Genomic DNA, 22542 nt, shown 5'->3' with positions numbered 1-22542 from the left:
AATCACCTTCGAGGATGAGGCCGGCAAGGAGAACCAGTTTTTCCACGCCCAGAAGGACCAGACGACGCGGGTTCTGAATGACCGGACCAAGCGCATCGACCGGCATGAGGTCGCCTCGGTCGGCGGCAACCGCGCGGTGGAAGTTTCCGGCAACCAGAAACACGAGATCGGCGGCTCGGTAAACACCGTCGTCGGCGGAACGGGGCCGATGGCGATGATGGCCATGGCCGGCGTGCAGGCGCTCTCCGGGCAGACGGCGGGGCTGCTTTCGCAGGCCGCCCAGATCGCCGGCGGCGGTGGCCCGGGTGTCACGGCCTTCGCCACCACGCTCGCCTCATCCGCACTCGGCTTCCTCGGCGCAGGCGGTCTTTCCTCGCGTGAGGGGGTCGTTTCCGGCCCGAGCCCGCGCGCGGATGCGGGTACGGCGCTAGCCGGCTCCGGCTCGGGCGTCGGTTCCGATGCTTCGGGATTGTTTCCGCTGCCGGGCATCATGAACACGATCGTCAGCACGTTCAAATCCGACAGCGTCGGGGTGGCGCGGGCAGAACAGATCGGGGTCAGCAAGGTTACGAATGTAGGCCAGACGTCGCTGGAGAGCGTCGGAAAGTTCAAGAAGATTGCAGTCGGTGAAGAGTTCGTCATCGAATGCGGCGATTCCAAATTCATCATGAAGGCGAATGGCGAGGTCATCATTCTTGGCAAGACCTTCAATTTCGTGGCGACGGATCATTTTCAGCTTCGCGGCAAGCCGATCGATCTGAACTGACGGAGGCCGGGTCTTGGAACTTCAGAACCGCCTGCCGTTTCCCGCCATGGCTTTCCGTCAGTTCGATGCCGAAGGAGGGCTCGATTGTATCGTCTCCGTGCGTGCAACATTCACGCATGCTCAGGGCGGTTCGCTGGATGTCGCAGCCGAGCAGGAAAGTTTCCAGTGGGAGGATGCCTATGAGGGCGATCCGCACCAGACCGTCCTCCTGCGCCAAAGCGACCTTACCCCGGACAAGCCCGGCACGGATATAACCTTTCTCGGGAATGCGTGGTCTGCGAGTGGCGAGCCGGAGAAATCCTGGCGTGCCTCCATCCGCGTTGGTGGAATTTTCAAGGAAATCGAGGTTTTCGGCAAACGCTTCTGGCAACCTGTCGTTAAGGAGAAATGGGCAGGTTTTACCGCCAGGGAAGCCAAACGTGTGGTAGCGGATTGGAAACTGAGCGATCCTGAACCGGCTAGAAGCGTGGCCATATGCTGGCGCAACGCTTATGGCGGCGCGATCCCTGGCACAGGTGACGCGGGGACGGAAACACCGATTGACGTGGAGCGCCGAAATCCGCTTGGGTGCGGCATCGTCAATCTTGAGATGCCTGCCGACGCCGGGCCTGTTCCAGCTCCGCAGATCGCTGCCGTTGGTGAGCATTCCGATTGGCGGAGCACGCCGGAACCGCAGGGATTTGGACTCGTTTCGCCTTGGTGGCAATTCCGTCAGCAATATTCCGGAACCTATGACGACGGTTGGCGGGAGGAGAGGCATCCCCTCTTGCCGCGTGATTTTGATCCACGCTTCTGGCAGGCCGCTCATCCTGATCTCATTGCGACGCCTCACCTCAAGGGTGACGAGAACTACGAGCTCGTTAACCTCAGTTCCGAGCATCCGGTCGCGAAAGGCTCGTTGCCCGGCCTTACCCTCGGTGTCCATTGCTCTCGCGAAGATCGCGACGAATGGCATGTGCTGAAGCTCGATGGCGTGCAATTCGATTGGCGCAATGACGGACGGGTGCTTCTGACCTGGCGCATCAGGTTTCCTCTTCCCGATGCCGGTGAAACAAAACTTACCCTGACGCGCGTTCGTCTGAAGTCGCCCGAAACCGAAGCGGCTCTGACCGAGAGGGAGACAGCATGAGCATCCCCCGCGACAATTATATCGGAGAGCCCGAATATCCCGGCACATGGACCACGGGCACACCGCGTGAGGGACTGCGTGACATCGATGAGGCGCGCATCGTCTCTTTGGCACCTGATGTATGCCTGACACCGGTTGGCTCGTCGGTGGTGCCTATTCCCTATCCGGTCGTGGATTTTTGCGGCCATGATAAAAACTACACGCCGTCTGTTCGGTTCACCGGCAAAAAGGCGATGGTGATGCGTTCGTGTACGACACATGTGCACGGCGACGCGCCCGGTAACCGTAAGGGTGTAAAATCCGGCACGGTGGAAAGCATCTGCGAACCCATCGGGCATGCTGATCAGGTGCGTGCCGAAGGCTCGCATGTCATTCGCCACCTCGATCGTTTTTATATGAACAGCAGGAATACCCAGGGTGAGGCGATCTTCGTCCGCAGCACGCAGACCTATGATCCTCCCAAGGACGATGATCCGGTGCGGGGATCGCTCCGATGGCAGGATGATGCGCCTGTGCAGTTGGCGCAAGCTGCAACCGGAACGATGACCGATGCCGGTAACAATGGATGGTTCTCGTCCAATGGCAATAATACTCGCGCACTCACTGGTACAGCCACAGGTACTGTAAATGGTGGTGGAGCACACGCTCCGTCGACATCTCGACCGATTCCCAAAACTCCCAGTCTGCCAAAGGTTGGTGGTGGGAAACTCTTGCGGAAAGGTATCTGGGCCATGGTGCTCGAGGATATACTCCGCGACCTCTCAATGCCGGAGGATGAGCGGGCCACTGAGGGGCGTGCCTTGGGCGCGATAATGTCCAAACCAGGGCAGGCGGTAATTGTTCAGGACAAGCTTCTTGGTGGCCGCCAACCTGTCACGTTTGGGAATATTTTGAAACGAGAGACTTGGGATTTCTCCGGAAAATACGGTATTGCCATCGATCAAGAAGAAAGGGTGCCGCTGGCAAACGATATCCTGTCATCAATATCCGGCAAACCAATGGACGTTCGAACGATGTCCGATGCGGAAGTAAACGGTCTGCTGGCCCCCTTCCAAGGTCTCTCTGACGAGGAAATCGAGCAAAAGCTGAAAGACATCAGAGAAGCCCGACAGCAAGAGGAGCAAGAAAAGAAAGAAGACCCCAAACCTGGTCCTCAACCAGTCCCTCCTCCGCCGCTCGGTCCAAGTACTAGGATCGATGATAAGAAAAGGCGACGTAAAAAATGTCTGATCGGTCCGTACGACGAAATTAAAGAGGAGTGTTCTGGCGCGGGCGACTATGCCCACCACGTCGTCGCCGACATGACATACCGTCTGGGCGATCGTCCAGGGAAAGTAACGACGGAAAGAGTGCCTAATGCTCCTACCGAAGGTGAAGGGGAGTCAATCTGCCTGACTGAGGCCCAACACAGCCGAAAAAATGGCTCTGGCGGTGTGCATGAACTGACCAGAAACGAGCTGAAAGGGATTGATCATCCGGATTATCCGGGAACAGCTCCTATGGAAGATATCTTGTTAGCGTCTCAAGATGCGCTGCTGGCAACAAAAGGAATCGACAAAGCCTGCGCAGAAGCGGCAAACGCGCGGGCGGAAGAACAGGTGAAGAAGAAGACAGGCCTTTCCGCTCCGGGAAGGACGAAGGAAAAACCGCTTCCAACAGGCAAGATCGCTGATGTACTTCGTGCTGGAAAATATCCGTAAAAAGGAGAGACCTTCTTGGATGACATTCTGAATGACGAGCAAGATTTCGAAGAGCTGTACGGCAAATGGGAGCCCAAACTCTATCAGGCTGCCATGGCAGACACCGACCGCCACTTCGCTGCTCTGGTGGGCGGACCGCGTTGGGACGATCCGTACACGATCATTCTCATGCGCGACGCCGTTAAACAAACATTCTCGCGGTCGGATGTTCGCAGGGAGTTGCGCGATATCCGCGTGATACCGTCGTTGAAAGACGATGCAGGGCCTTCCTATGTCACGATCAGCCTGCAGGGCGACATTTATGTTGTCGGTCCAGACGGTTCACAGCATTTCATCATCCCCGGAACTCAAGCCGAATCCGAGATCGCGTCCGAAATCGATTTCCGCTCCATTCTTCCTTACGACAATCGTTGGCTCGTGGCAGGCAGCGGCAACTTCTTGAAGCTCGGAAAAGGCGAGAGCTGGGAGGACGTGTCGCCGTCGCTTACAACTGAATATCCTTACTCGGAGACTGAATGGGCCATTCTCGGAGAGAACATCAAGGGTGAAATCTTTATCGTTGCGATCCAAAGACCGAACCAACGGTACTTCAACCTTTATCCGGGCCATCCCCTATATCGGAATGACATGGCGGAAGACGAACGCTTCAAACTGAAAAAAAGGTTGAGAGCTGAAAAGGGTACCCATCCGGTTCTAACTACGCTTTACACAGGAACACCCGGCAACTGGAAACGTCAAGAATTGCCTGAACGGATCGCCAGTACTTCACCGCCATACGCATGGTTAGCCGCCGTTACTTCGGACAATCAAGGCAATGATTATTTGGTTGGCTCCGACGGTTTGGTTATGACAGGAACACCCGAGAGCGGTTTCTCTGAGATTTCATCGTTGCCAGACCGCGAAAAGCATTATTCTGATGCTGCTTATCTTGACGACGAACTGGTCCTCGTTGCTGACTCGGAGTTGTTTCGCTTCGATGGACATTTAGCAAAAAACTTCACACCAAAGGTGAAGCTCCAGCTTGGTAGCAAACGGGTTCAGCCATCAGCGATTTTTGCCTGGCAAGACAGACTGCACGTCTTTGATTATGGTAACCGCATCTTTTCTCTCGTCGAGGGAGAATGGAGAGAGTATGCCATTCCAAACGAGTTGCTCGAGCGTCCTTTCAAAGCCAGAAAGCCATAGATTGTCGGAAGCGTGCGCGCTGTTACTGATCGAAGCCATCACCGACACGAAGTGCAATGGCATCTCGGATATTGCGGTTGTAAAGGCAAAAGGGAAATTACCTGGGCGGGGTCCCGCGCTGACCGAGGTGCAATGCAAGGGAAATCCGTCTCGCGCTGAACGCCGGCGCATCGGTGCGGGAGGTCGCTCGAAAGTACAACGTTCATCCTCGCACGGTCCTTAGAGGGATACGTCGATTAGCTTGACGATGTCGGGTATCTCGATCCTTGTTCTTGCCGGGAGCGGTGCCTGATCACGCCCGGATTATACCACGACGACCCATCCATCGATAACTCCGGCGGAGCCGCAAATTATTAAAACAGGCACTTTACAACTTAAACAAGAAGTTTATCGCAGCCAGCATATCGTTGTAGGCATCTTCGTTCGCATAGGCCAGCAGTAGCTTAACGATGAGGCTCGAGAGTGTGGTGATGCTTCGATGCCGATTACAGAGATCATCGATATTGGCTTCGACGCTAAACCGAGTATGGTAGCGCACCGTTTTTTACGACCTCCAGAGGGCCACATGCAGGTTGAAGTCCGCGATAACAACGTCGATCAGGCGTTACGCATTCTCAAGAAGAAGCTGCAGCGCGAGGGCATTTTCCGTGAAATGCGTCTTCGCGAAGCTTTTGAGAAGCCATCGATCAAGAAAGCGCGGGAGAAAGCTGAAGCAGTCAGCCGTCAGAGAAAACTTGCCCGCAAGCAGATGCAACGTGACGGCCTTCGTCCTTCAAAGCCGAAAAAGAATGCGTGATCGCGGTCGTCAGTAGATCGACCTTTCGAGGAGATAGACCATTTCTTCGCTAACCTTGCGTGTTTAAAGCGCCATGAGGTAAGCGCTTTCTGTCTGGCACCAGACTAATACTTCGACATAAAACTGCAAACTTTAAGGGTCGGAAAAACAGGGCGCATTTTGGCCTAAGGAATTAAAAGCCGTTGGCAGATAATCTTCGAGACAGGGTATTTCTACCCTCTCAATTTGCCGCGGTTTTAACGCCGATGTCCGAAATCTGTCGGTGAAGCCGCATATGGCTTCGTTGCTACAGATTGCGGACATCGGATTTTGAATGAGCAGTATCCTGACAAACGGTTCGGCGATGACGGCGTTGAGTACGCTTCGCGGGATCGGCGCACAGCTCTCCAGTGCATCGCAACAGATGTCATCGGGCCTCCGGGTCTCAACGGCGTCCGATAACGCCGCCTATTGGTCGATCTCGACATCGATGCGCTCTGACGTTGGTGCGATGGAGGCCGTCACCGACAGTCTTGGGCTGGCGATGGGGATCGTCGATACCGCATATGCGGCGATGGAAACCGTGCGGCAGTCCTTCGTCGAGATCAGGAACCTGGCGATCACCGCCAGCGACATGCCGCAACCCGGCATGCAGGACGCGATCAAGCCGACCTTCAGCCTCGACCCCGAATACGCCAAGTCGGACGTCTACAAGATCGACGTCAGGATACAGCAGCTACAGGACCAGGCGAAGGCGGCCATGCCGTCGGCGTCGTTCGCGGGCGTGAACATGATCTACCACGGCAAGAACGAAGACGTGAAGGCAAGCGAACAGGTGTTCTCCTTCGTCATCGGATATGCGGACGGGAAGGTGCAGACGATGGATGTCAGCGCCATGGACACCTTGCTTCTGAACGACGACTTCGGCAGCTACCCGACGACGTATCCGGGTGAGTTCAACCCGGAAAAGACATTGTTCGACGGCAGCGATATCATTGACGCGCCGGGATCGTTCACGCCCGCCGCGATCTACTGGTACAACATCCCGGTATCGAACCCCGTCACGGGCGACCCGGAGGCCTATCCGGTCAATCCCACCTATATCCTCCAGTCGATCGAAAGCCATGTCGTCCGCTTCGGGTCGGACAGGCAGGGTCTATACAGCAACCTCGTCGCCAACATCGACAGCAAAATCCAGCAGCTGACCTCCAAGATGGCCTATGTCGGGTCGGTGCAGTCGGCACTCGACCTGTATGACGAAAGCAACAGGAAGCGGATCAGCACCGCGACACGGGGCATCGGGCGGCTGGTGGACGCCGACATGGAGGTCACAGCGGTGAAGCTGAGAGCACTGGAGACGCAGCAACAACTGGCGATCAATGGGCTACATCTCGCCAATTCCCAACCATCCACGATCCTGCAGCTTTTCGGGTAAGGAAGTTGGAAGCTTTCAGCCTGATGATCATCCCGCCCGGTGTCTGCTTATCGCTCGCGTCATGGAACACGAGAACCTCGCTTTCTAGCTGGCCAGCGTTTGCGCTCCAACGCATTCGAAGCCGCGCATAATTGGTTACGCTAGTTGGACTATTTTGGTCGGCCTGATTTCGTCAGTTACGGGATGTCTGGGGCAAGTGCGGGATGGGCCTTGACATCGCTCGGCGGCGGTGCAAATTTTTAGATATGGGGTAGCGATCACCCCACGAGGCCACGGCCGAAGAATCGCGTCCTTTAAACCCGAGAACCGGAGGGACGCGTTATGCCGTCATTTCTTGAAATTACATCCGAGAAGCTAAACCGCATCATCGGCCTGCCGAACGCGCCGATGATCATCGACGTCCGCAACGACGAAGACTTCGCTACCGATCCCCGCCTCATACCGGGGTCAGTGCGCCGCGATTACCGCGTGGTCACGGAATGGGTCCACGAGCTGAATGGACCGTCCGTCGTTCTTTGCCAGAAAGGCCAGAAGCTTGGCCACGGCGTTGCCGCTCATCTCCGAGCAGCTGGCAAAGTTGCAGAGGTCCTCGAAGGGGGATTTGAGGCATGGCGTGAATCAAAGGCAGCTCTTATCCCCGTTGAAAGTCTGCCACCCCGTGACAGCCGCGGGAGGACTGTTTGGGTCACTCGCTCGCGGCCGAAGATCGACAGGATTGCCTGCCCGTGGCTGATCAGGCGTTTCGTCGACCCGTCAGCGGTATTCCTGTTTGTTCCTGCTGCAGAAGTCTCGGCAGTTGCCGACCGGTTCAATGCCACACCCTTCGACATTGAAGAAGTATTCTGGAGTCACCGCGGCGAGCTTTGTACTTTCGATGTCATGGTCGAAGAATTCGGCCTCGGGACCGAACCCATGCTCCGTCTCGCGACGATCGTTCGGGGAGCAGATACATCGAGGCCTGACCTGGCCCCCGAAGTTGCAGGCCTGCTGGCAGCATCGCTCGGCCTCTCTCGCATGTTCAACGACGACCTCGAGCAACTCGAAGCGGGCATGACACTCTATGACGCGTTCTACAGATGGTGCCGTGACGCCACCGACGAAACGCACAACTGGCCAAACCCGAGGAAGGGATGACGACCATCACCGACCTCACGAAGGCCAGCGCGCACGATGACGCAGCAGGGAACGACATCGTTCCGCTCTCCGAAGCGATAAAGGTATGGACGCGTGTGGCGGCGCTGAGCTTCGGCGGCCCCGCTGGCCAGATCGCGGTCATGCACCGTATCGTTGTCGACGAGAAACGTTGGGTGGGTGAACACCGATTCCTCCACGCGCTCAACTACTGCATGCTCCTGCCAGGGCCGGAAGCCCATCAACTCGCCATATACATCGGCTGGCTACTGAACAAGACAAAGGGCGGCATGATTGCTGGCCTTCTGTTCGTGCTGCCTGGTTTCCTCTCGATCCTGGCGCTCAGCTACATCTATGTGATCTTCGGCAACGTAACCGCAATCGAAGGCATGTTCTTCGGGCTGAAATGCGCCGTCCTTGCCGTCGTCGTACAGGCGGTAGTCCGCATCGGCAGCAGAGCGCTCAAGAACAAGGTGATGGTCGCTATAGCTGCGGCGGCCTTCGTCGCGATCTTCTTTCTCCACGTGCCGTTTCCGCTCATCATTATCGCTGCCGGCATTATCGGCTGTTTTGGAGGAAGGGCGGGCTTCGGCGCTTTCAAAGCTGGCGGGGGCCACAAGTCCGGGTCGGGCAAGATACTCGAAGATAGGGATTCTGTCCTCGGTGAGGAAATCCCGGATCACGCCAAGCCTAACCTTTTATGGTCGCTGAAGACTTCAGGTGCTCTGGCGGCGCTCTGGCTCATTCCAGTCGCGGTACTCGTCCTCGTACTCGGTTGGGACAATGTTTTTACGAAGATCGGCCTGTTCTTCAGTCAGATGGCTGTTGTGACGTTCGGCGGGGCCTATGCAGTCCTGGCCTATGTCGCGCAGGCTGCCGTGGAAAACTATGGCTGGCTTCGTCCAGGCGAAATGCTTGATGGTCTCGGCATGGCGGAGACGACTCCCGGTCCCCTCATCATGGTCACGCAGTTCGTCGGGTTTTTGGCTGGTTACCGCGATCCGGGCACGTTGACTCCGTTAACCGCAGCGACCCTCGGCGCGATATTGACGACGTGGGTAACGTTCCTGCCGAGCTTCCTTTGGATTTTCGCCGGAGCGCCGTTTATCGAGAAGATGCGCGGCAACTCGGCGCTCGGCGGCGCAATGTCAGCAATCACTGCGGCTGTGGTTGGCGTTATTCTCAACCTTGCGGTCTGGTTCGGGCTTCACGTGCTATTTTCCGACGTCAGGTCCGCTGCGTTCGGCCCACTCACACTGGACGTACCCGTGCTCGGTTCGCTCATACTGCCATCTCTGGTCCTGACGGTCTTGGCGGCCATCGCCATTTTTAGGCTCAAGCTGTCGGTCATTACGACTTTGGCCATATCGGCCTTGCTTGGGATCGGCTGGACATTGGCGGTGGCGTGAAGCGTCCGCCTTTGTGTCGTCCTTTCTCTGGGGAGACCAAGGCGTTCCTTTTACTCTTCGAGGCTATATGAGTGGTGTCCGGGAGAGGCATGTTATCAATGATGGCGTTCGGCCGGAGGCGAGAGCTTCCGGCCGACGTTCGTCATCCAAACTTCACGAGGTTAAGTGCTGGGAGCGGACCGCCTGGAAACTGCACCAGTTTTCCACCGATCGAGACCGCACCGAGGTCAATCCCCGCGAAGCCCAGCTTGGCGATCAGCGCTCCCACTTCGGCCTTCGACCGCGCGTCGTCTCCCGAATAGAAGAGGACGCGGCTGCCACCTTCGGCGCGTGGATCACCAGAGAGCAGATGCGGAGGGAGATGGTTGAACGCCTTTACGACACGAGCGCCCGGCACCAGGCTTGCGAAGACTTCCGTCGACAGCCGGCCATTGAGTTCGGCCGGCTGAAAGAGCGGACGCTCGATCGGGTTGTTGGCGTCGATGACGATGCGGCCGGCCCAATCCGGAACACCCGCCAATGCCTTTGGCAACTTCGACCAAGGCACGGCGACCAGCACGAGATCGGCCTTGGCCGCTTCCTCGATGGTGCCTGCCGTGATGTGTGGCGTCAGTTCGGCTGCGAAGTCCCGAAGCGTCTCGGGACCCCGACTATTGGAGATCATTGCGGCGATACCGTTCCGGGCAAGCGCGCGGGCGAATGCGGAGGCGATCTCGCCGGCTCCGATGATACCGATAGACATGGGGAGTCTCCAGGTTGGATTTATGATCAGGCGGTGAAGCCGCCGTCGGCGACGATGTCAGCACCGGTCACGAAGGCAGCCTCCGGACTGGCGAGATAAGCCACGACGCTCGCAACCTCGTAATCCTTGCCGTAGCGGCCGATCGCCATTCCGGGGCCGACGATCTTCGAGACGGGACCTCCATCCGGATTCATGTCGGTGTCGGTCGGGCCGGGGTGCACGGTGTTCACGGTGATCCCCTTGGGGCCGAGGTCGCGAACGAGGCTGCGGTTGAAGCCGGCGACAGCTCCCTTCGTCAGCGTGTAGAGAGAGGCAGTCGGGAAGGCCGCATAGCGGACCATCGACGAGCCGATATGGATGATCCGTCCGCCCGACTTCATGCGGCGCGCAGCTTCCTGCGTGCCGACGAACACACCCGTCACGTTGACCGCGATCATGCGCTCGTAGTCTTCGAACTTGATGTCCTCGATCGGACCACCGAGTGCGATGCCGGCATTGTTGACGAGGATATCCAGGGAGCCGAAGGTTTCCTCGGTCTTGGCCACGGCGGCCCGAACCGATTCAGGATTTCCGGAGTCGGCATGGATGGCGATCGCACGTCCGCCTGCGGTTTCGATTTCCTTTACGACTGCCGCTGCCTTTTCCGGCGATGCGCTGTAGGTGATGGCTACTGCGGCTCCATCAGCAGCAAGACGCTTTGCGATGGCGGCACCGATCGAACGGGACCCGCCGGTGACGAGAGCGGTCTTGCTGGACAGTTTCAGAGAGGTGTTGGTCATTGCGATAACTCCGTTGCTTGGTTTCGATGGAGTGAATATCGCCCTCTTATTCCTCTTTTATTAGATGCAATTGGCTGTTATTGCTTTCAAGTAATCGTTGAAAGAGGCATCATGGAAACACTGGCAAATCTGGAGTCCTTCGTCCGTAGCGCCGAGTATGGCAGCTTCTCTTCAGCGGCCCGCAGGCTGGGGTTGACGCCAGCGGCCGTAAGTAGGAACGTCGCGGCTCTCGAATCCAACTTGAAGCTCCGGCTCTTTCAGCGCAGCACGCGAAGTCTGACGCTCACGGAGGCTGGCGAGCGCTTCCTTTATTCGGTCCGTGACCACTTGGAGAGCCTTCAAGGTGCGATTGCCGAGGCATCCAGTGAACAAGCGGAGCCGGGAGGCGTGCTGAGGCTCAGCATGAGCCCTACCTTCGGAGTGGAATACATCCTTCCGACCTTGCCCGAGTTCATGCACCGTTACCCGCTAATCAGGCCAGAATGGATGTTCGAGAACCGTCAGGTTGACTTGATCGCCGAGGGCTACGACGCGGCGATCGGTGGCGGATTCGAGCTGACGCCGGGCATCATCGCAAAAACCCTTGCCTCCGCCCACATCATCGCGGTTGCCTCGCCATCATACATGCAGGACCGCGTTCCGCCTCACGATCCGTCCGGGTTGATCGAGCTGGACGGGATCGTCATGCGTTCATTGCGGACAGGTCGAATTCGGCAATGGCAGATGCGCAACGTCGCGGGCGAAGAGCAGCCGGCGGGGCTGAAGGAGAAGATTGTCGTCAACGACCCGGCCGCAATGCGATCAGCCGCGGTTCTGGGGCTTGGCGTCGCCATGATCGCCAAACCCGATGTATTGCCATACCTTGAGAACGGTGAGCTTATCCGTCTTGTCCCAGCTTGGTACGCGGATGCGGGTCCGATTTCGATCTACTATGCGAACCGAACCTTGCTACCCACCAAAACCCGAGTGTTTATTGATTTCATAGGTGAAGTCTTTCAACGCGAAAGGTGGCCAGAACGGTTTGCAGGTACGTTGGGATAGTCCGCTATTGGCGCAGGTCGCGAGTTATCATCGTGAGCAGCATTCAGTCGGTATATGGGTGCCGCAACAGGCGGTGGTCCTCGCGTTGTTTTCGGCCAGCCAGCGGTCACGCGGTTTGCAACTCGCTGGTCTCGGAATCAGCGAGACATTAAGGACGCCGTCGGTGTCCACAGGTTCTTCCGCGCAAAACAGTTGCATCGGTCGAACGCCGTCGCTGACCTCGAATGTCAGCTTCGCGGAGCCGTCGAGACGGACGTGTTCGGAAACCTTGCGGACGATGGCCGAGAACTTCCCGGCTGTCATATGGGTCCGTTCGCCTTCCTCGATATCCCAAAGCTGCACGAAAATTTCCGACCAGGCTTCCGGATTTGCACCGCAGTCGAGCGCGGAGAACTGGCCAGCTTTGACCTCGGTCACGTGATAGCCAGGCTTCACGGTCTTACCATCGTACAGGAAGACCAATGGCAGGTCCGGTGTCTCTGCCGCCCTGCTTAGTAATTTCCCGAGCGAGATGTCGGTTTTGTCGAAATGGCTATTGTCGATCGTGCTCATTTGTGGATATCCTCTATTTCAACAATTCAAGGATTATTGAAATATGGATGATCGTCAAGCCCTCTCTTCGTTCGCCGCACTCGCACAGGAAACCCGTCTCTCCATCGTGAGGACCCTGGTCGTCGCCGGCCCTGAAGGTCTAGCCGCCGGCGCGATTGCCGAACGAATGGGCGTCTCGCCATCGAATGTCTCGTTCCACCTCAAAGAACTCGAGCGCTCCGGTCTCATCGTCCAGCGCCGGGAGTCGCGTTCGATCCTTTACAGCGCAAGCTACGACACACTGGCCGACCTCGTGACGTTCCTGATGGAAGACTGCTGCGCGGGACATCCCGGTATTCGTGGGTCCGTCGAGCGATCCGCCAGTTGCTGCTCAAACGAAGCATAGGCTGAAGGAATACGTCATTGCATTCGACCAAGGTTCCAGCGCGCATCGTCTCCGCTCTCGGTGTCACGCAGATCATCGGCTACGGCACTCTCTACTATTCCTTCAGCATCCTCGCCCCCGGGATGGCCAAGGATTTCGGCATCAGCGTGGAGCGGGTCTTCGCCATCTTCTCGGTCTCGCTGTTCATCGGCGGGCTGTCTGCTCCCTTCATCGGCAGGCACATGGACAGGATCGGCGCGGCGACCGTGATGACCCTGGGATCGGCATTTGCGGCGTTCACCCTGGCGCTATGCGCGTGGTCACCATCCATGGCACTCTTCGCCCTTGCGATCGTCATGCTGGAGGTGTCCTCCGGGATGGTCCAGTATCAGGCGGCCTTCGCCACACTGGTCGAAAGCGAACCTCGGACGGCCTCCCGTAGCATCACCTATCTGACACTCATCGGTGGCTTTGCCTCCACAATCTTCTGGCCGATTGCTGCCACACTGACCGGATACCTGTCTTGGCGCGAAATCTATCTTGTGTTCGCCGCGCTGAACCTGCTCGTCTGCATGCCGCTGCACTACTGGATCATGCGTGACGTGAGGAACGGCTCCAATACGGGCGAGATACGAACCCGCGAGGTGGTCGTTGGCGCTCTTGAGCCGCAGGCGCGCCGCCGTGGCATGCTGCTGGTCTCCTTCGCCTTCGCGCTGTCGGGCTTCACTCTCGCCGCGATACTTGCCCACATGGTGCCGATGCTCGGCGCGATCGGACTTGGCAGTGCGGCAGTAGTGATCGGTTCCCTGTTCGGTCCGGCACAGGTCATGAGCCGCCTGATCAACATGGTCTTCGGAAAGAGCCTGTCGCCGCCGGCGCTTGCCATTGTGTCCGCGGCGCTTATGGTTGTCGGGGCGGTGATACTCGGGGTGTCAGGTGATTGGCTGCCCGGTGCGGTGGCTTTCGCCATCTGTCTGGGCCTTGGGTCAGGGATCAACAGCATCGCTCAGGGGAGCCTCCCACTCTATCTCTTCGGGTCCGCCGGTTACGGCGCGATCACGGGCAAGATGGCTGCGGCAAGGTTGGCGACTGGCGCAGCCGCACCGTTTGCATTCGCGGCGGCAATGAACCACTTCGGGACAACCATCTCACTTTTCGTGATCGCCGCGCTGGGTACGCTTGGAATCCTCGCGTTCATCGCGGTCGCCTCATCGGTGCGTGGCGACCGCGTTGCCTCATAATGGAAGAGCGTACATAAGAGTCCGCGGATCACCGTCATGAAAGCCAAGCCCCGTGAACACTCCGATCAAATCCACGACGTCACGCAGTCATCCGGCCGCTTTCGGCGGCGGAGCCATCATCAGCGCACTCGGCGGGTTGATCGGGCTTGGAGGCGCGGAATTCCGTCTGCCGCTGCTCATCGGCGCATTCAACTTCGCGGCTCTCGAGGCGGTGATCCTGAACAAAGCAATGAGCCTTGTCGTAGTGTCTTCCGCCCTGCCGTTTCGAGCCGGCACGATCCCTTTCAGCCAGATCGCATCGAATTGGCCGATCGTGCTGAACCTTCTTGCAGGGAGCCTGATCGGTGCTTGGTTCGGCGCAGGATGGGCCACCCGATTGAAATCGGAGACCCTCTACAGGGTGATAGCCCTTCTTCTCGTCGCAATCGCCGTCGTGCTGGTGCTTGGCCACGGCACCTCGGTCGGCCAACCGCTGCTGACGGGAAGCTGGCAGATTGTCGCGGGAATATCCGTCGGCTTCGTGATAGGCATCGTTGCGTCGCTGCTGGGCGTCGCCGGGGGCGAGTTGCTCATTCCGACGTTGGTTCTGCTCTTCGGCGCGGACATCAAGCTCGCCGGGAGCCTTTCACTGGCGGTGAGTCTTCCCACAATGCTGGTGGGCTTTACCCGCTACAGCCGCGACCAGAGCTTTTCGGTTCTGGGCTGCAACAGGGTATTCGTTCTCGTAATGGCCGCGGGATCAATCGTGGGGACGTTTGTGGGCGGCCTACTCCTCGGCATCGTCCCGAATTCTGTCCTTCTTCCCGCGCTCGCCGTGATCTTGTTGCTGTCAGCCGTGAAGGTTTGGCGACACGGCTGACAGCATTCATCCCTAGATCGATTTGAGCTGGACGCGCTTTTCGAGTTCGGCCGCCTGTTCCTTCCGCTCACTGTATCGGTCTGTCAGGTGGGCCGAGGCGTCCCTTGTCAGCAGCGTAAACTTCACCAGCTCCTCGCAGACGTCCACGACGCGGTCGTAATAGGAGGAAGGCTTCATCCTGCCGTCGGCGTCGAACTCCTGGTAGGCCTTGGCGACGGACGACTGGTTCGGGATCGTGATCATCCGCATCCAGCGGCCCAGCACGCGCATCTGGTTCAGCGCGTTGAAGGACTGGCTGCCACCGGAGACTTCCATGATCGCCAGCGTCTTGCCTTGCGTCGGCCGGATCGATCCGAGCGACAAGGGAATCCAGTCGATCTGCGCCTTCATGATGCCCGTCATCGCACCGTGGCGCTCGGGGCTAACCCAAACCTGGCCTTCCGACCATTGCGACAGCTCGCGTAGCTCCTGCACTTTCGGATGGCTGACCGGAGCCTCGTCGGGAAGCGGCAGTCCCCTCGGATCAAACATCCGCACCTCGCACCCCAACCGCTCGAGCAGACGTCTGGCTTCATGCGCGAGCAGCCGGCTGTAGGACACCTCCCGGAGCGAGCCGTAGAGGATTAGCATACGCGGCTTGTGAGTCGAAAACGCTGGACGCAACGCGTCGAGGTCAGTTTGGCGAAGATGCCGCTCCTGCAAAGCGGGAAGGGTCTCAGACAATGCGCTTTCCCTCCTGGTCGAGGACCTGCTCGCCGTCTTCCTTGAAGAACGCTCCCTTGAAGCCATCCGGCAGGATGTCGAGGACGACCTCGGAGGGTCGTGCAAGTTTGGTGCCGAGCGGTGTCACGACGAACGGACGATTGATGAGGATAGGGTTCTTCAGCATGGCGTCGAGCAGCTCATTGTCCGTCAGTTCCAGATCGTCGAGACCCAATTCAGCGTAAGGCGTGCCCTTCTCGCGGATCGCCTGTCGGACTGTCAGCCCAGCATCGGAGATCATCCTTGCCAACTCGTTGCGCGACGGCGGCGTCTTGAGATACTCGATGACGGCCGGTTCGATCCCGGCTGCGCGGATCATCTCCAGCGTGTTGCGGGACGTGCCGCAGGCGGGGTTGTGATAGATGGTGGCGTCCATTGTCATGTCCTTTCAGTGATGGTGTTCCGGGAGACAGCGGGAGCTGCCTCGTACCAGCCCTTGGTGCGGTTCACGGCCCAGACGACCGTGAGCATCACGGGGACCTCGATGAGTACGCCGACGACTGTCGCCAGCGCCGCGCCGGACTGGAAGCCGAACAGGCTGATGGCAGCCGCGACCGCGAGTTCGAAGAAGTTGCTAGCCCCGATCAATGCCGAAGGCCCGGCGACGCAATGGCGCTCCCCCGACATCCGGTTCAGGAGATAGGCCAGCCCGGAGTTAAAGTAGACCTGGATCAGGATCGGGACGGCCAAGAGAGCAATAATTGTCGGCTGCGCGATGATCTGCTCACCCTGGAAGCCGAAGAGGAGAACGAGCGTAGCGAGCAGGGCGACAAGCGAAAGCGGTTGCAGCTTCGCCAGCATGGCGTCCAGCGCCTTCGTCGTGCCGTCAGTGGTCAGCCGCCCTCTCAGGACCTGGGCGATGATGACCGGGACCACGATATAGAGGACGACCGACAGAAGGAGCGTGTCCCAGGGCACGGTGATGGCCGACAGCCCGAGCAGCAGCCCGACAATCGGCGCGAAGGCGACGACCATGATCGCATCGTTGAGGGCGACCTGGGAGAGCGTGAACAGCGGTTCGCCGCGCGTCAGGTTGCTCCAGACGAACACCATCGCGGTACAGGGGGCGGCCGCGAGGATGATCAGGCCAGCGATATAGGAGTCGATCTGGTCGGCCGGCAGATAGGGACGGAAGAGCCATCCGATGAACAGCCATCCCAGCAGCGCCATGGAGAACGGTTTGATGGCCCAGGCGATGAACAGGGTTACACCGATGCCGCGCCAATACGTGCCCACCTGCACCAGCGAGCGGAAATCGATCTTGATGAGCATTGGGATGATCATCAGCCAGATCAGGACGGCGACGGGCAGGTTCACCTTCGCGACCTCAGCCGCACCAATAATCTGGAATACATCGGGCATCAGATGGCCAAGGGCGACGCCAACGACGATGCAGAGGAACACCCAGATGGTCAGATAGCGTTCGAAGGTAGACATCTCATTCGGCCTTTGCGGACTTGGCGGAAGCGCCTTCGAGCGAACCGATCCGGCGGACGTGCTGCTCGAGCGCCAGGCGATCGATGGAAGCCAGAGGCAGATTGATGAAGGCCATGATGCGGTTCTTGAGGAAGCGCGCGGCCTGTGCAAACGCCCGCTGGATTTCGACTTCGGAACCCTCGACGGCTGCGGGGTCTTCGACACCCCAATGTGCAGTCATCGGATGTCCGATCCAGACCGGGCAAGCCTCGCCGTGCGCGCTGTCACAGACGGTAAAGATGAAGTCCATTTCGGGCGCGCCCGGCTGTGCGAAAACGTCCCAGCTCTTCGACGAGAAGCCAGTCGCCGGATAGCCGAGGACGTCCAGTTCCTTCAGGGCATGTGGATTGACTTCGCCCTTGGGCTGGCTGCCCGCGGAAAACGCCTGGAAGCGCCCGCCGCCCTCTTTGTTGAGGATGGATTCGGCGAGAATAGAACGTGCGGAGTTGCCCGTGCACAAGAAGAGCACGTTGTAAGTCTTGTCGGTCATGGTCGTTTTCCGTGGTTAGGTCGGAGTTCTGTTGAATTGCATGATCGTTGCCGATGCCGGGCAGATGCCCGACAACTGACGGGTCGCGAGAACGGCGGGCGGTACATCTGCGCGCTCGACCACAGCGAAGCCAAGGCTTTCGAAGAACGGTGCGGCGGAGGTCGTCGCCAGAAAGACCGCCGAATTTACTTTGACGGCCTTCAGCGTTTCCCTGGTTAGCGATGTTCCAAACGCCTTGCCGCGATGCTCAGGCAATATGACTATCGATCTGAGAAGCACGTCGTCGCCGCACGCCTCGATGCCAGCATAACCAACCGTGCCGCCATCTGATGAAACCGCCCTGAAAAACGAGCGCCCAGTGTCTTCGAGGTCTTCGGTTGGAAGACCGGAAGCCGACAGCGCCAGTTTCAGTTCGAGATCGCTCCCCGTGACTGGCTCCAGCCTAATGTTGCTCATGACACTTGCACCCCGGGAATGCAGCAGGGCGTGAGTTCGGCGATCAGCGGTGCGCAGAGGTCGGTTGAGCCGCCGCAGCAATCTTTTAAAAGGAAGAGAGTCAGATTACGTAGCCCCTCCAGATCGGCTCGATAGATGATCGAGCGGCTTTGCCTCTCATTTGTCACGAGGCCCGCTCGCGTCAGTGTGGCGAGATGAGCGGACATGGTATTTTGCGGAATGTCGAGAAGTCGTGCGAGTTCGCCAGCCGGTACGCCATCTGGCTCATGCCTGACAAGGAGCCGGAATGTATCCATCCTGGTGGATTGTGCGAGGGCAGCAAGCGCCGTAATTGCTGAATCTTTTTCCATATATCTACAATGCTGGATATATGGATTTTTTCAAGGCCTTTAAACTACGATCTTCTGAAGTGCTTTCGTCTTATATTTTTGCCTAAGTCATTGCTGGAAGTTGACATTATCAAATCTGTTCTCTAATTGTTCACACATGAAAAATCTTACCCGCCTCATACGAATAGGTTGATCTCCGCCCGCCGTGACATTCGCGGCGACGAGCAACTGTGTTTTGTTGAGGTTTTAGAAAATGGGTATCGCACAGCGCGCGAAGTCGCTCCGCGCAAGCCGTCATTCTGCTTCCATCCGTACGCTCTATCCAATGGCCACCGTTAAATGCGATGGCCCCCCAGTCTTCCGATCACAGGCGGCGCGTGATGCTGCCTGCCTGTTTGACGTTAACCCATCAATCACGTCATGGCACTGCATGCCACTCTCGCTCGATTACGGTGGTGGCGTCCACGTCCCTGATTTTGGTATTCTCGACGATGATGGCGGGCGCTTGTTAGTCGATGCGTCCGACAGGGTGATGCTGGTCGACGTAGGCAGGATCGAGGCCGCAGCCCAAAACCATGGCGTCAGATATCGACGTCTGGTGACCGATGAAGTCTACGATGGCCCGCGTCTTCAGAATGCCAAAGACCTGCTTCGGTATGGCGGTACGGTTCTAGCGCTCGGTGACCGTTTGCGATTACTCGCCGTCTTGGAAGAGCACGGCAATCTGACTGTCGCCGAATGCCTGACAGTTTTTACCGAAACCAAGCCAGTTGCCGGACTGGCCCAGATGATCTTGCGCGGTTTCGTCGAAGTCGATCTCGATACGGAATTACTCGGCCCCGAGACAATGGTGCGGCGGATACGGACCTGACCGCCCGTAATCGTCATCATCATTCCCCGTGTTCCGAGGCATACATGCAGTCTTATAGCGATAACCTGATCGCCAATCGCGATCCGTTCCATAGCTCGAAGTACGAGCTTACCCTGCCGACCCATCTAGCCATCATCGCAATGTCGAGATCGATCCGCCAGTTCCTGAAAAGGCGATCGTCGTTCGTCGCGGTTTTCGTCATGCCGCCGAAGGCAGACATCCATGCCTACAAGATGGCCGCGAAATGGTTGCTTGAGGGGACTGTGCCGGTTGGCGGCGAACACGGGAACAACTACGTTCTGTTCGTCGGTGAAGAAACTGAAGTTGCCGACGAGTTCGCTGGCTTCAGGAAATTGAGAGAACTCAAGCGGGCGATCATTCTTCTCCATGACGATGAGCTTCTATCGGATGAGGTCCGCATTGCGGCCGATATCGTTGTTCGTTTGCCGTTACCGGCTCCAAACGATTACCGAATTGCGGGACAGCGAATGGGTTTCGGGACTATCACGAATGCCGATGCCGATTTTTTGGCGAAGCAATCTCCCAAACGGGTCGAACTCGGTTGGCGGCGCGGACGATCCATGGCAGTCAGCATTGGGCGTCTCCGTCGGTATCCACATATCGAAAAAGGAAAGCCCTTCTCCGACCCGTCGTCGGCGGGACCGACACTGCACGACCTGTCCGGATATGGTGAGGCCAAAGCCTGGGGTCTCGAACTTGCCGAGGACATCACGGCATGGAAAGCGGGAGTTCTCACCTGGGATGATGTCGATTGCGGCGTCCTGCTTTCCGGCCCTCCGGGGTCGGGTAAGACATCTTACGCGGCTGCGTTGGCGAGGACCTGCGACGTACCGCTCGTATTGGGTTCCGCAGCCCGTTGGCAGGCAACCGGTCACCTCGGTGATATGCTCAAAGCCATGCGGAAAGCGTTCTCCGAAGCCGCAAGACAGGCACCTTCGATCCTGCTGATTGACGAGTTCGACAGTTTTACCAGCCGCGATGATCGGACCGGTAGCAACGACAACTATCATCGTCAGGTCGTCAACGCGCTCCTGGAATTGTTAGATGGCACCCAGTCGCATGAAGGCGTCATCGTCATCGGCGCAACGAACTATCCAGACATCATTGATCCGGCGCTTCTTCGAGCGGGTCGGCTTGAACGCCACTTTTCCATTTCGCTTCCGGATGAGGACGCGCGTCACGGCATCTTCCGTTTCTATCTCCGGGGAGACCTTGCCGACGAAGTGCTGGATGGTGTCGTGACGGCAAGCGACGGTTGGTCTGGTGCGGACATCGAACGGTGCGTCCGGGATGCACGACGTAACGCGCGACGGACGAAGCGACCAATTGCCCTCGTTGATCTCATCGCCGCAGTGCCGCAAGTGATGCCGGTTCCGTTGGCGGTACAGCGTTGCGTCGCCGCGCACGAGCTCGGCCATGCCATCGTCGGTGTTCTACTGGAGGCCGACGCGCTGGTGTCAGTCTCGATCCAGAGAACCATCCGGGTCGGCAGTCGATCACAATCTCTGGGGCACACGGCGTTCGAGGAGCGACTGTTCAGTCGAAGGACTTCGACGTATTTTCGAAACAAGATCGCCACGCTTCTGGGTGGTATCGCGGCCGAAGAAGTGTTGTTCGGGGAATTCGGTAGTGGTGCTGGTGGCGATCCATCGGCCGACCTGAATCGGGCAACTGATCTAGCGACGATGATGGAAACTAGGTGGGGTCTTGGGAAAACGCTGTCTGTCGAACCTGGCGACAGTCCACGTGAATTGTCTGCATTCCGTCACCGCCGCAAGGCTCTCAGCAAATCAGTCGAGGCGACATTGCAGGTGGAGTTTCGGCGGGCGAAATCCCTGCTCGAAGAACATAGGGATGCCCTTCTCGATCTTCATGTCGGTCTTCTGCGGGAGGGCAGTTTGGCCGCCGCGGTGGTCAGAGCTGCCGTAGAAAGGAGCGAGAGCTTCGGTCTACCTCATAAAGCCAAAACCGCTGGATACGAACTCGGGCAATGAACGCGGCGTCATTCCGTAATCGTCGTCGGGTATCACAGCGTGGCATGGAACGTGCCATTGAACTTCAACGGGGTGAAAAACGCCCGGCAACGGAAAGTACCTGTCTACCAGGACGAAGTCTTTCACATTAAATGTGGCTATAGGCATCTGATGGGCGATCGACAGGGCCGCGAACAGGAGATCATGCCCAATCTTATCCCTCTTCTGCTCCGGGCTAGGGACATAGAGATGGCGAAGCGGACCGACGGTCGTCATTTCGGCATAAAGGTCAGCAGCCTTGGACGTAAGTTCAGCGAACTGGAAGTCCACGGAAAGAATGTCATCGATCCAATTTTGGAGTCGCATTGCTTTTTGTGGATCGTGTTTCAAGGCCAGATGGGCACCTCGCCTCAACTCTGCTATAGCGGGAAACGAGATGGCGAGTGAATCTGCTCCCATGGCTCTCATCCAGGCACGTAACCCTGGCGGAGGTCGTTGCAAACCGGCATTGCTCAGGATGTTCGTATCCATCAGAAAAATGAGGTCTGCCATTTCGAAACCCTCGGATGCAGGTGAAAGCACCAAGGGTCGTAATCGGCATGTGCCGGTTTTTGGTAAAAATTGGGTTGAAAAATATCATAGTCGATAATTGGAGGAAGGGGACGATGTCACGAAACTGGACCATCGATGAGGCATCTGCCGACCTGTCGAGTCTACTTGAAGCGGCACGGACGTCGTCGCAATATATTGTTGCTCCCAATGGCAGGTTTGAGGTGTCGTTCAGGCAAACTGGAGGCAAATCCCTAGATAATATCCTGGATAAGGAAGGGCCGCTGAAACGGGGAGATATCGCACCTCAAGTGTAGTCTAGGCCGAAGGTGCTTGCATAGCATTTTTTCGGGCATCACGCCTTGGTGCCTTCAATATCAGATTTGCGCCGGCGGCCTCTGACATGCTGTGAAAAAGTCAGAGGAATACTGCAAGTTGTTATCGTCTTTCCGGTATTGCTACTAGACGTTCTAAATCGATTGTGCATTCTCACTGGAAGCAGGGGGC

Annotated in this window: 25 protein-coding genes; 15 read left to right on the top strand and 10 right to left on the bottom strand. The window is 57.9% G+C overall.

What is annotated here, in order from left to right; genetic code table 11:
- The 9 genes from ACQZ40_RS24125 to chrA all read left to right on the top strand — a co-directional run.
- Nucleotides 1-766 (top strand): bacteriophage T4 gp5 trimerisation domain-containing protein (locus tag ACQZ40_RS24125; protein ID WP_448748792.1); only part of this gene is annotated, 766 nt, incomplete at its 5' end.
- Nucleotides 767-779: 13 nt separating this feature from the next.
- Nucleotides 780-1895 carry a DUF2169 family type VI secretion system accessory protein gene (locus tag ACQZ40_RS24120; RefSeq protein WP_448748791.1) on the top strand — a complete coding sequence of 372 codons (1116 nt, stop codon included), beginning with the start codon at nt 780-782 and terminating at the stop codon, nt 1893-1895.
- The gene (locus ACQZ40_RS24115) at nt 1892-3595 is read left to right on the top strand and encodes a DUF4150 domain-containing protein (RefSeq protein ID WP_233282681.1); all 1704 of its coding nucleotides are present in this window, start codon (nt 1892-1894) and stop codon (nt 3593-3595) included. The genes ACQZ40_RS24120 and ACQZ40_RS24115 overlap by 4 nt, the downstream gene beginning before the upstream one ends.
- A 15-nt stretch (nt 3596-3610) precedes the next feature.
- Nucleotides 3611-4780: a hypothetical protein gene (locus ACQZ40_RS24110; RefSeq protein ID WP_233282680.1), complete on the top strand. Its 1170-nt coding sequence runs from the start codon at nt 3611-3613 to the stop codon at nt 4778-4780.
- A gap of 173 nt (nt 4781-4953) precedes the next feature.
- Nucleotides 4954-5025: a hypothetical protein gene (locus ACQZ40_RS24105; protein WP_233282719.1), complete on the top strand. Its 72-nt coding sequence runs from the start codon at nt 4954-4956 to the stop codon at nt 5023-5025.
- A 320-nt stretch (nt 5026-5345) separates the two neighbouring features.
- On the top strand, nt 5346-5576 hold the full coding sequence (gene rpsU / locus ACQZ40_RS24100; protein WP_104679722.1) for a 30S ribosomal protein S21: 231 nt from the start codon (nt 5346-5348) through the stop codon (nt 5574-5576).
- 313 nt (nt 5577-5889) lie between these two features.
- Nucleotides 5890-6990, top strand: coding sequence for a flagellin N-terminal helical domain-containing protein (locus ACQZ40_RS24095; RefSeq protein WP_104679721.1), 1101 nt, complete (start codon nt 5890-5892; stop codon nt 6988-6990).
- Nucleotides 6991-7311: 321 nt separating this feature from the next.
- Nucleotides 7312-8124 (top strand): chromate resistance protein ChrB domain-containing protein, encoded by an 813-nt coding sequence (locus ACQZ40_RS24090; RefSeq protein WP_065656331.1) that lies wholly within the window; start codon nt 7312-7314, stop codon nt 8122-8124.
- Nucleotides 8125-8129: 5 nt separating this feature from the next.
- The gene (gene chrA / locus ACQZ40_RS24085) at nt 8130-9530 is read left to right on the top strand and encodes a chromate efflux transporter (RefSeq protein ID WP_059755853.1); all 1401 of its coding nucleotides are present in this window, start codon (nt 8130-8132) and stop codon (nt 9528-9530) included.
- 142 nt (nt 9531-9672) lie between these two features.
- Here the strand turns inward: chrA and ACQZ40_RS24080 are convergent, their stop codons facing one another.
- The gene (locus tag ACQZ40_RS24080) at nt 9673-10272 is read right to left on the bottom strand and encodes an NADPH-dependent F420 reductase (RefSeq protein WP_448748790.1); all 600 of its coding nucleotides are present in this window, start codon (nt 10270-10272) and stop codon (nt 9673-9675) included.
- A 26-nt stretch (nt 10273-10298) separates the two neighbouring features.
- Complete coding sequence (locus ACQZ40_RS24075) at nt 10299-11051, bottom strand: 3-oxoacyl-ACP reductase family protein (RefSeq protein ID WP_059755594.1); 753 nt, start codon at nt 11049-11051, stop codon at nt 10299-10301.
- A 111-nt stretch (nt 11052-11162) separates the two neighbouring features.
- On the opposite strand from ACQZ40_RS24075, the gene ACQZ40_RS24070 reads away from it, so the two are divergent.
- Nucleotides 11163-12092: a LysR family transcriptional regulator gene (locus tag ACQZ40_RS24070; protein WP_059755593.1), complete on the top strand. Its 930-nt coding sequence runs from the start codon at nt 11163-11165 to the stop codon at nt 12090-12092.
- Between the two features lie 27 nt (nt 12093-12119).
- Here the strand turns inward: ACQZ40_RS24070 and ACQZ40_RS24065 are convergent, their stop codons facing one another.
- Complete coding sequence (locus ACQZ40_RS24065; RefSeq protein ID WP_059755591.1) at nt 12120-12644, bottom strand: DUF6428 family protein; 525 nt, start codon at nt 12642-12644, stop codon at nt 12120-12122.
- 43 nt (nt 12645-12687) lie between these two features.
- Here ACQZ40_RS24065 and ACQZ40_RS24060 point away from each other — a divergent pair, with 43 nt between their 5' ends.
- From ACQZ40_RS24060 to ACQZ40_RS24050, 3 genes are read left to right on the top strand one after another with little or no spacing between them, the layout of a single operon-like run.
- Complete coding sequence (locus tag ACQZ40_RS24060; RefSeq protein ID WP_035242396.1) at nt 12688-13029, top strand: ArsR/SmtB family transcription factor; 342 nt, start codon at nt 12688-12690, stop codon at nt 13027-13029.
- Between the two features lie 17 nt (nt 13030-13046).
- Nucleotides 13047-14249: an arsenite efflux MFS transporter ArsK gene (arsK, locus tag ACQZ40_RS24055; RefSeq protein ID WP_059755589.1), complete on the top strand. Its 1203-nt coding sequence runs from the start codon at nt 13047-13049 to the stop codon at nt 14247-14249.
- Between the two features lie 52 nt (nt 14250-14301).
- Nucleotides 14302-15108 (top strand): sulfite exporter TauE/SafE family protein, encoded by an 807-nt coding sequence (locus tag ACQZ40_RS24050; protein WP_059755587.1) that lies wholly within the window; start codon nt 14302-14304, stop codon nt 15106-15108.
- A gap of 12 nt (nt 15109-15120) precedes the next feature.
- Here ACQZ40_RS24050 and arsH read toward each other — a convergent pair whose 3' ends face one another.
- The 6 genes from arsH to ACQZ40_RS24020 are packed head-to-tail and all read right to left on the bottom strand — an operon-like array spanning nt 15121 to nt 18642.
- Nucleotides 15121-15897, bottom strand: coding sequence for an arsenical resistance protein ArsH (gene arsH, locus ACQZ40_RS24045; RefSeq protein ID WP_059755584.1), 777 nt, complete (start codon nt 15895-15897; stop codon nt 15121-15123).
- On the bottom strand, nt 15824-16246 hold the full coding sequence (gene arsC, locus ACQZ40_RS24040; RefSeq protein WP_059755583.1) for an arsenate reductase (glutaredoxin): 423 nt from the start codon (nt 16244-16246) through the stop codon (nt 15824-15826). Before arsC ends, arsH begins: the two co-directional genes overlap by 74 nt.
- 2 nt (nt 16247-16248) lie before the next feature.
- Nucleotides 16249-17307, bottom strand: coding sequence for an ACR3 family arsenite efflux transporter (arsB, locus tag ACQZ40_RS24035; RefSeq protein ID WP_448748789.1), 1059 nt, complete (start codon nt 17305-17307; stop codon nt 16249-16251).
- A 1-nt stretch (nt 17308) separates the two neighbouring features.
- On the bottom strand, nt 17309-17836 hold the full coding sequence (locus tag ACQZ40_RS24030) for an arsenate reductase ArsC (RefSeq protein WP_059755579.1): 528 nt from the start codon (nt 17834-17836) through the stop codon (nt 17309-17311).
- A gap of 15 nt (nt 17837-17851) precedes the next feature.
- Complete coding sequence (gene arsN2, locus ACQZ40_RS24025; RefSeq protein WP_065656325.1) at nt 17852-18292, bottom strand: arsenic resistance N-acetyltransferase ArsN2; 441 nt, start codon at nt 18290-18292, stop codon at nt 17852-17854.
- On the bottom strand, nt 18289-18642 hold the full coding sequence (locus ACQZ40_RS24020) for an ArsR/SmtB family transcription factor (protein WP_059755572.1): 354 nt from the start codon (nt 18640-18642) through the stop codon (nt 18289-18291). Before ACQZ40_RS24020 ends, arsN2 begins: the two co-directional genes overlap by 4 nt.
- A gap of 232 nt (nt 18643-18874) precedes the next feature.
- Here ACQZ40_RS24020 and ACQZ40_RS24015 point away from each other — a divergent pair, with 232 nt between their 5' ends.
- A complete protein-coding gene (locus ACQZ40_RS24015) occupies nt 18875-19492 on the top strand; it encodes a hypothetical protein (protein WP_059755570.1) in 618 nt (205 codons plus the stop codon).
- 44 nt (nt 19493-19536) lie between these two features.
- A complete protein-coding gene (locus tag ACQZ40_RS24010) occupies nt 19537-21507 on the top strand; it encodes an AAA family ATPase (protein ID WP_065656322.1) in 1971 nt (656 codons plus the stop codon).
- On the opposite strand, the gene ACQZ40_RS24005 is transcribed toward ACQZ40_RS24010, so the two are convergent.
- Nucleotides 21463-22038 (bottom strand): PIN domain-containing protein, encoded by a 576-nt coding sequence (locus ACQZ40_RS24005; RefSeq protein WP_065656321.1) that lies wholly within the window; start codon nt 22036-22038, stop codon nt 21463-21465. The two genes, ACQZ40_RS24010 and ACQZ40_RS24005, sit on opposite strands and share 45 nt — an antisense overlap.
- Nucleotides 22039-22542 lie beyond the last annotated feature (504 nt).

This window comes from Agrobacterium sp. 16-172Ci (assembly GCF_053522725.1).
The sequence above is the reverse complement of the archived record's forward strand: the minus strand, read 5'-3'. Positions and strand labels throughout refer to the sequence as shown.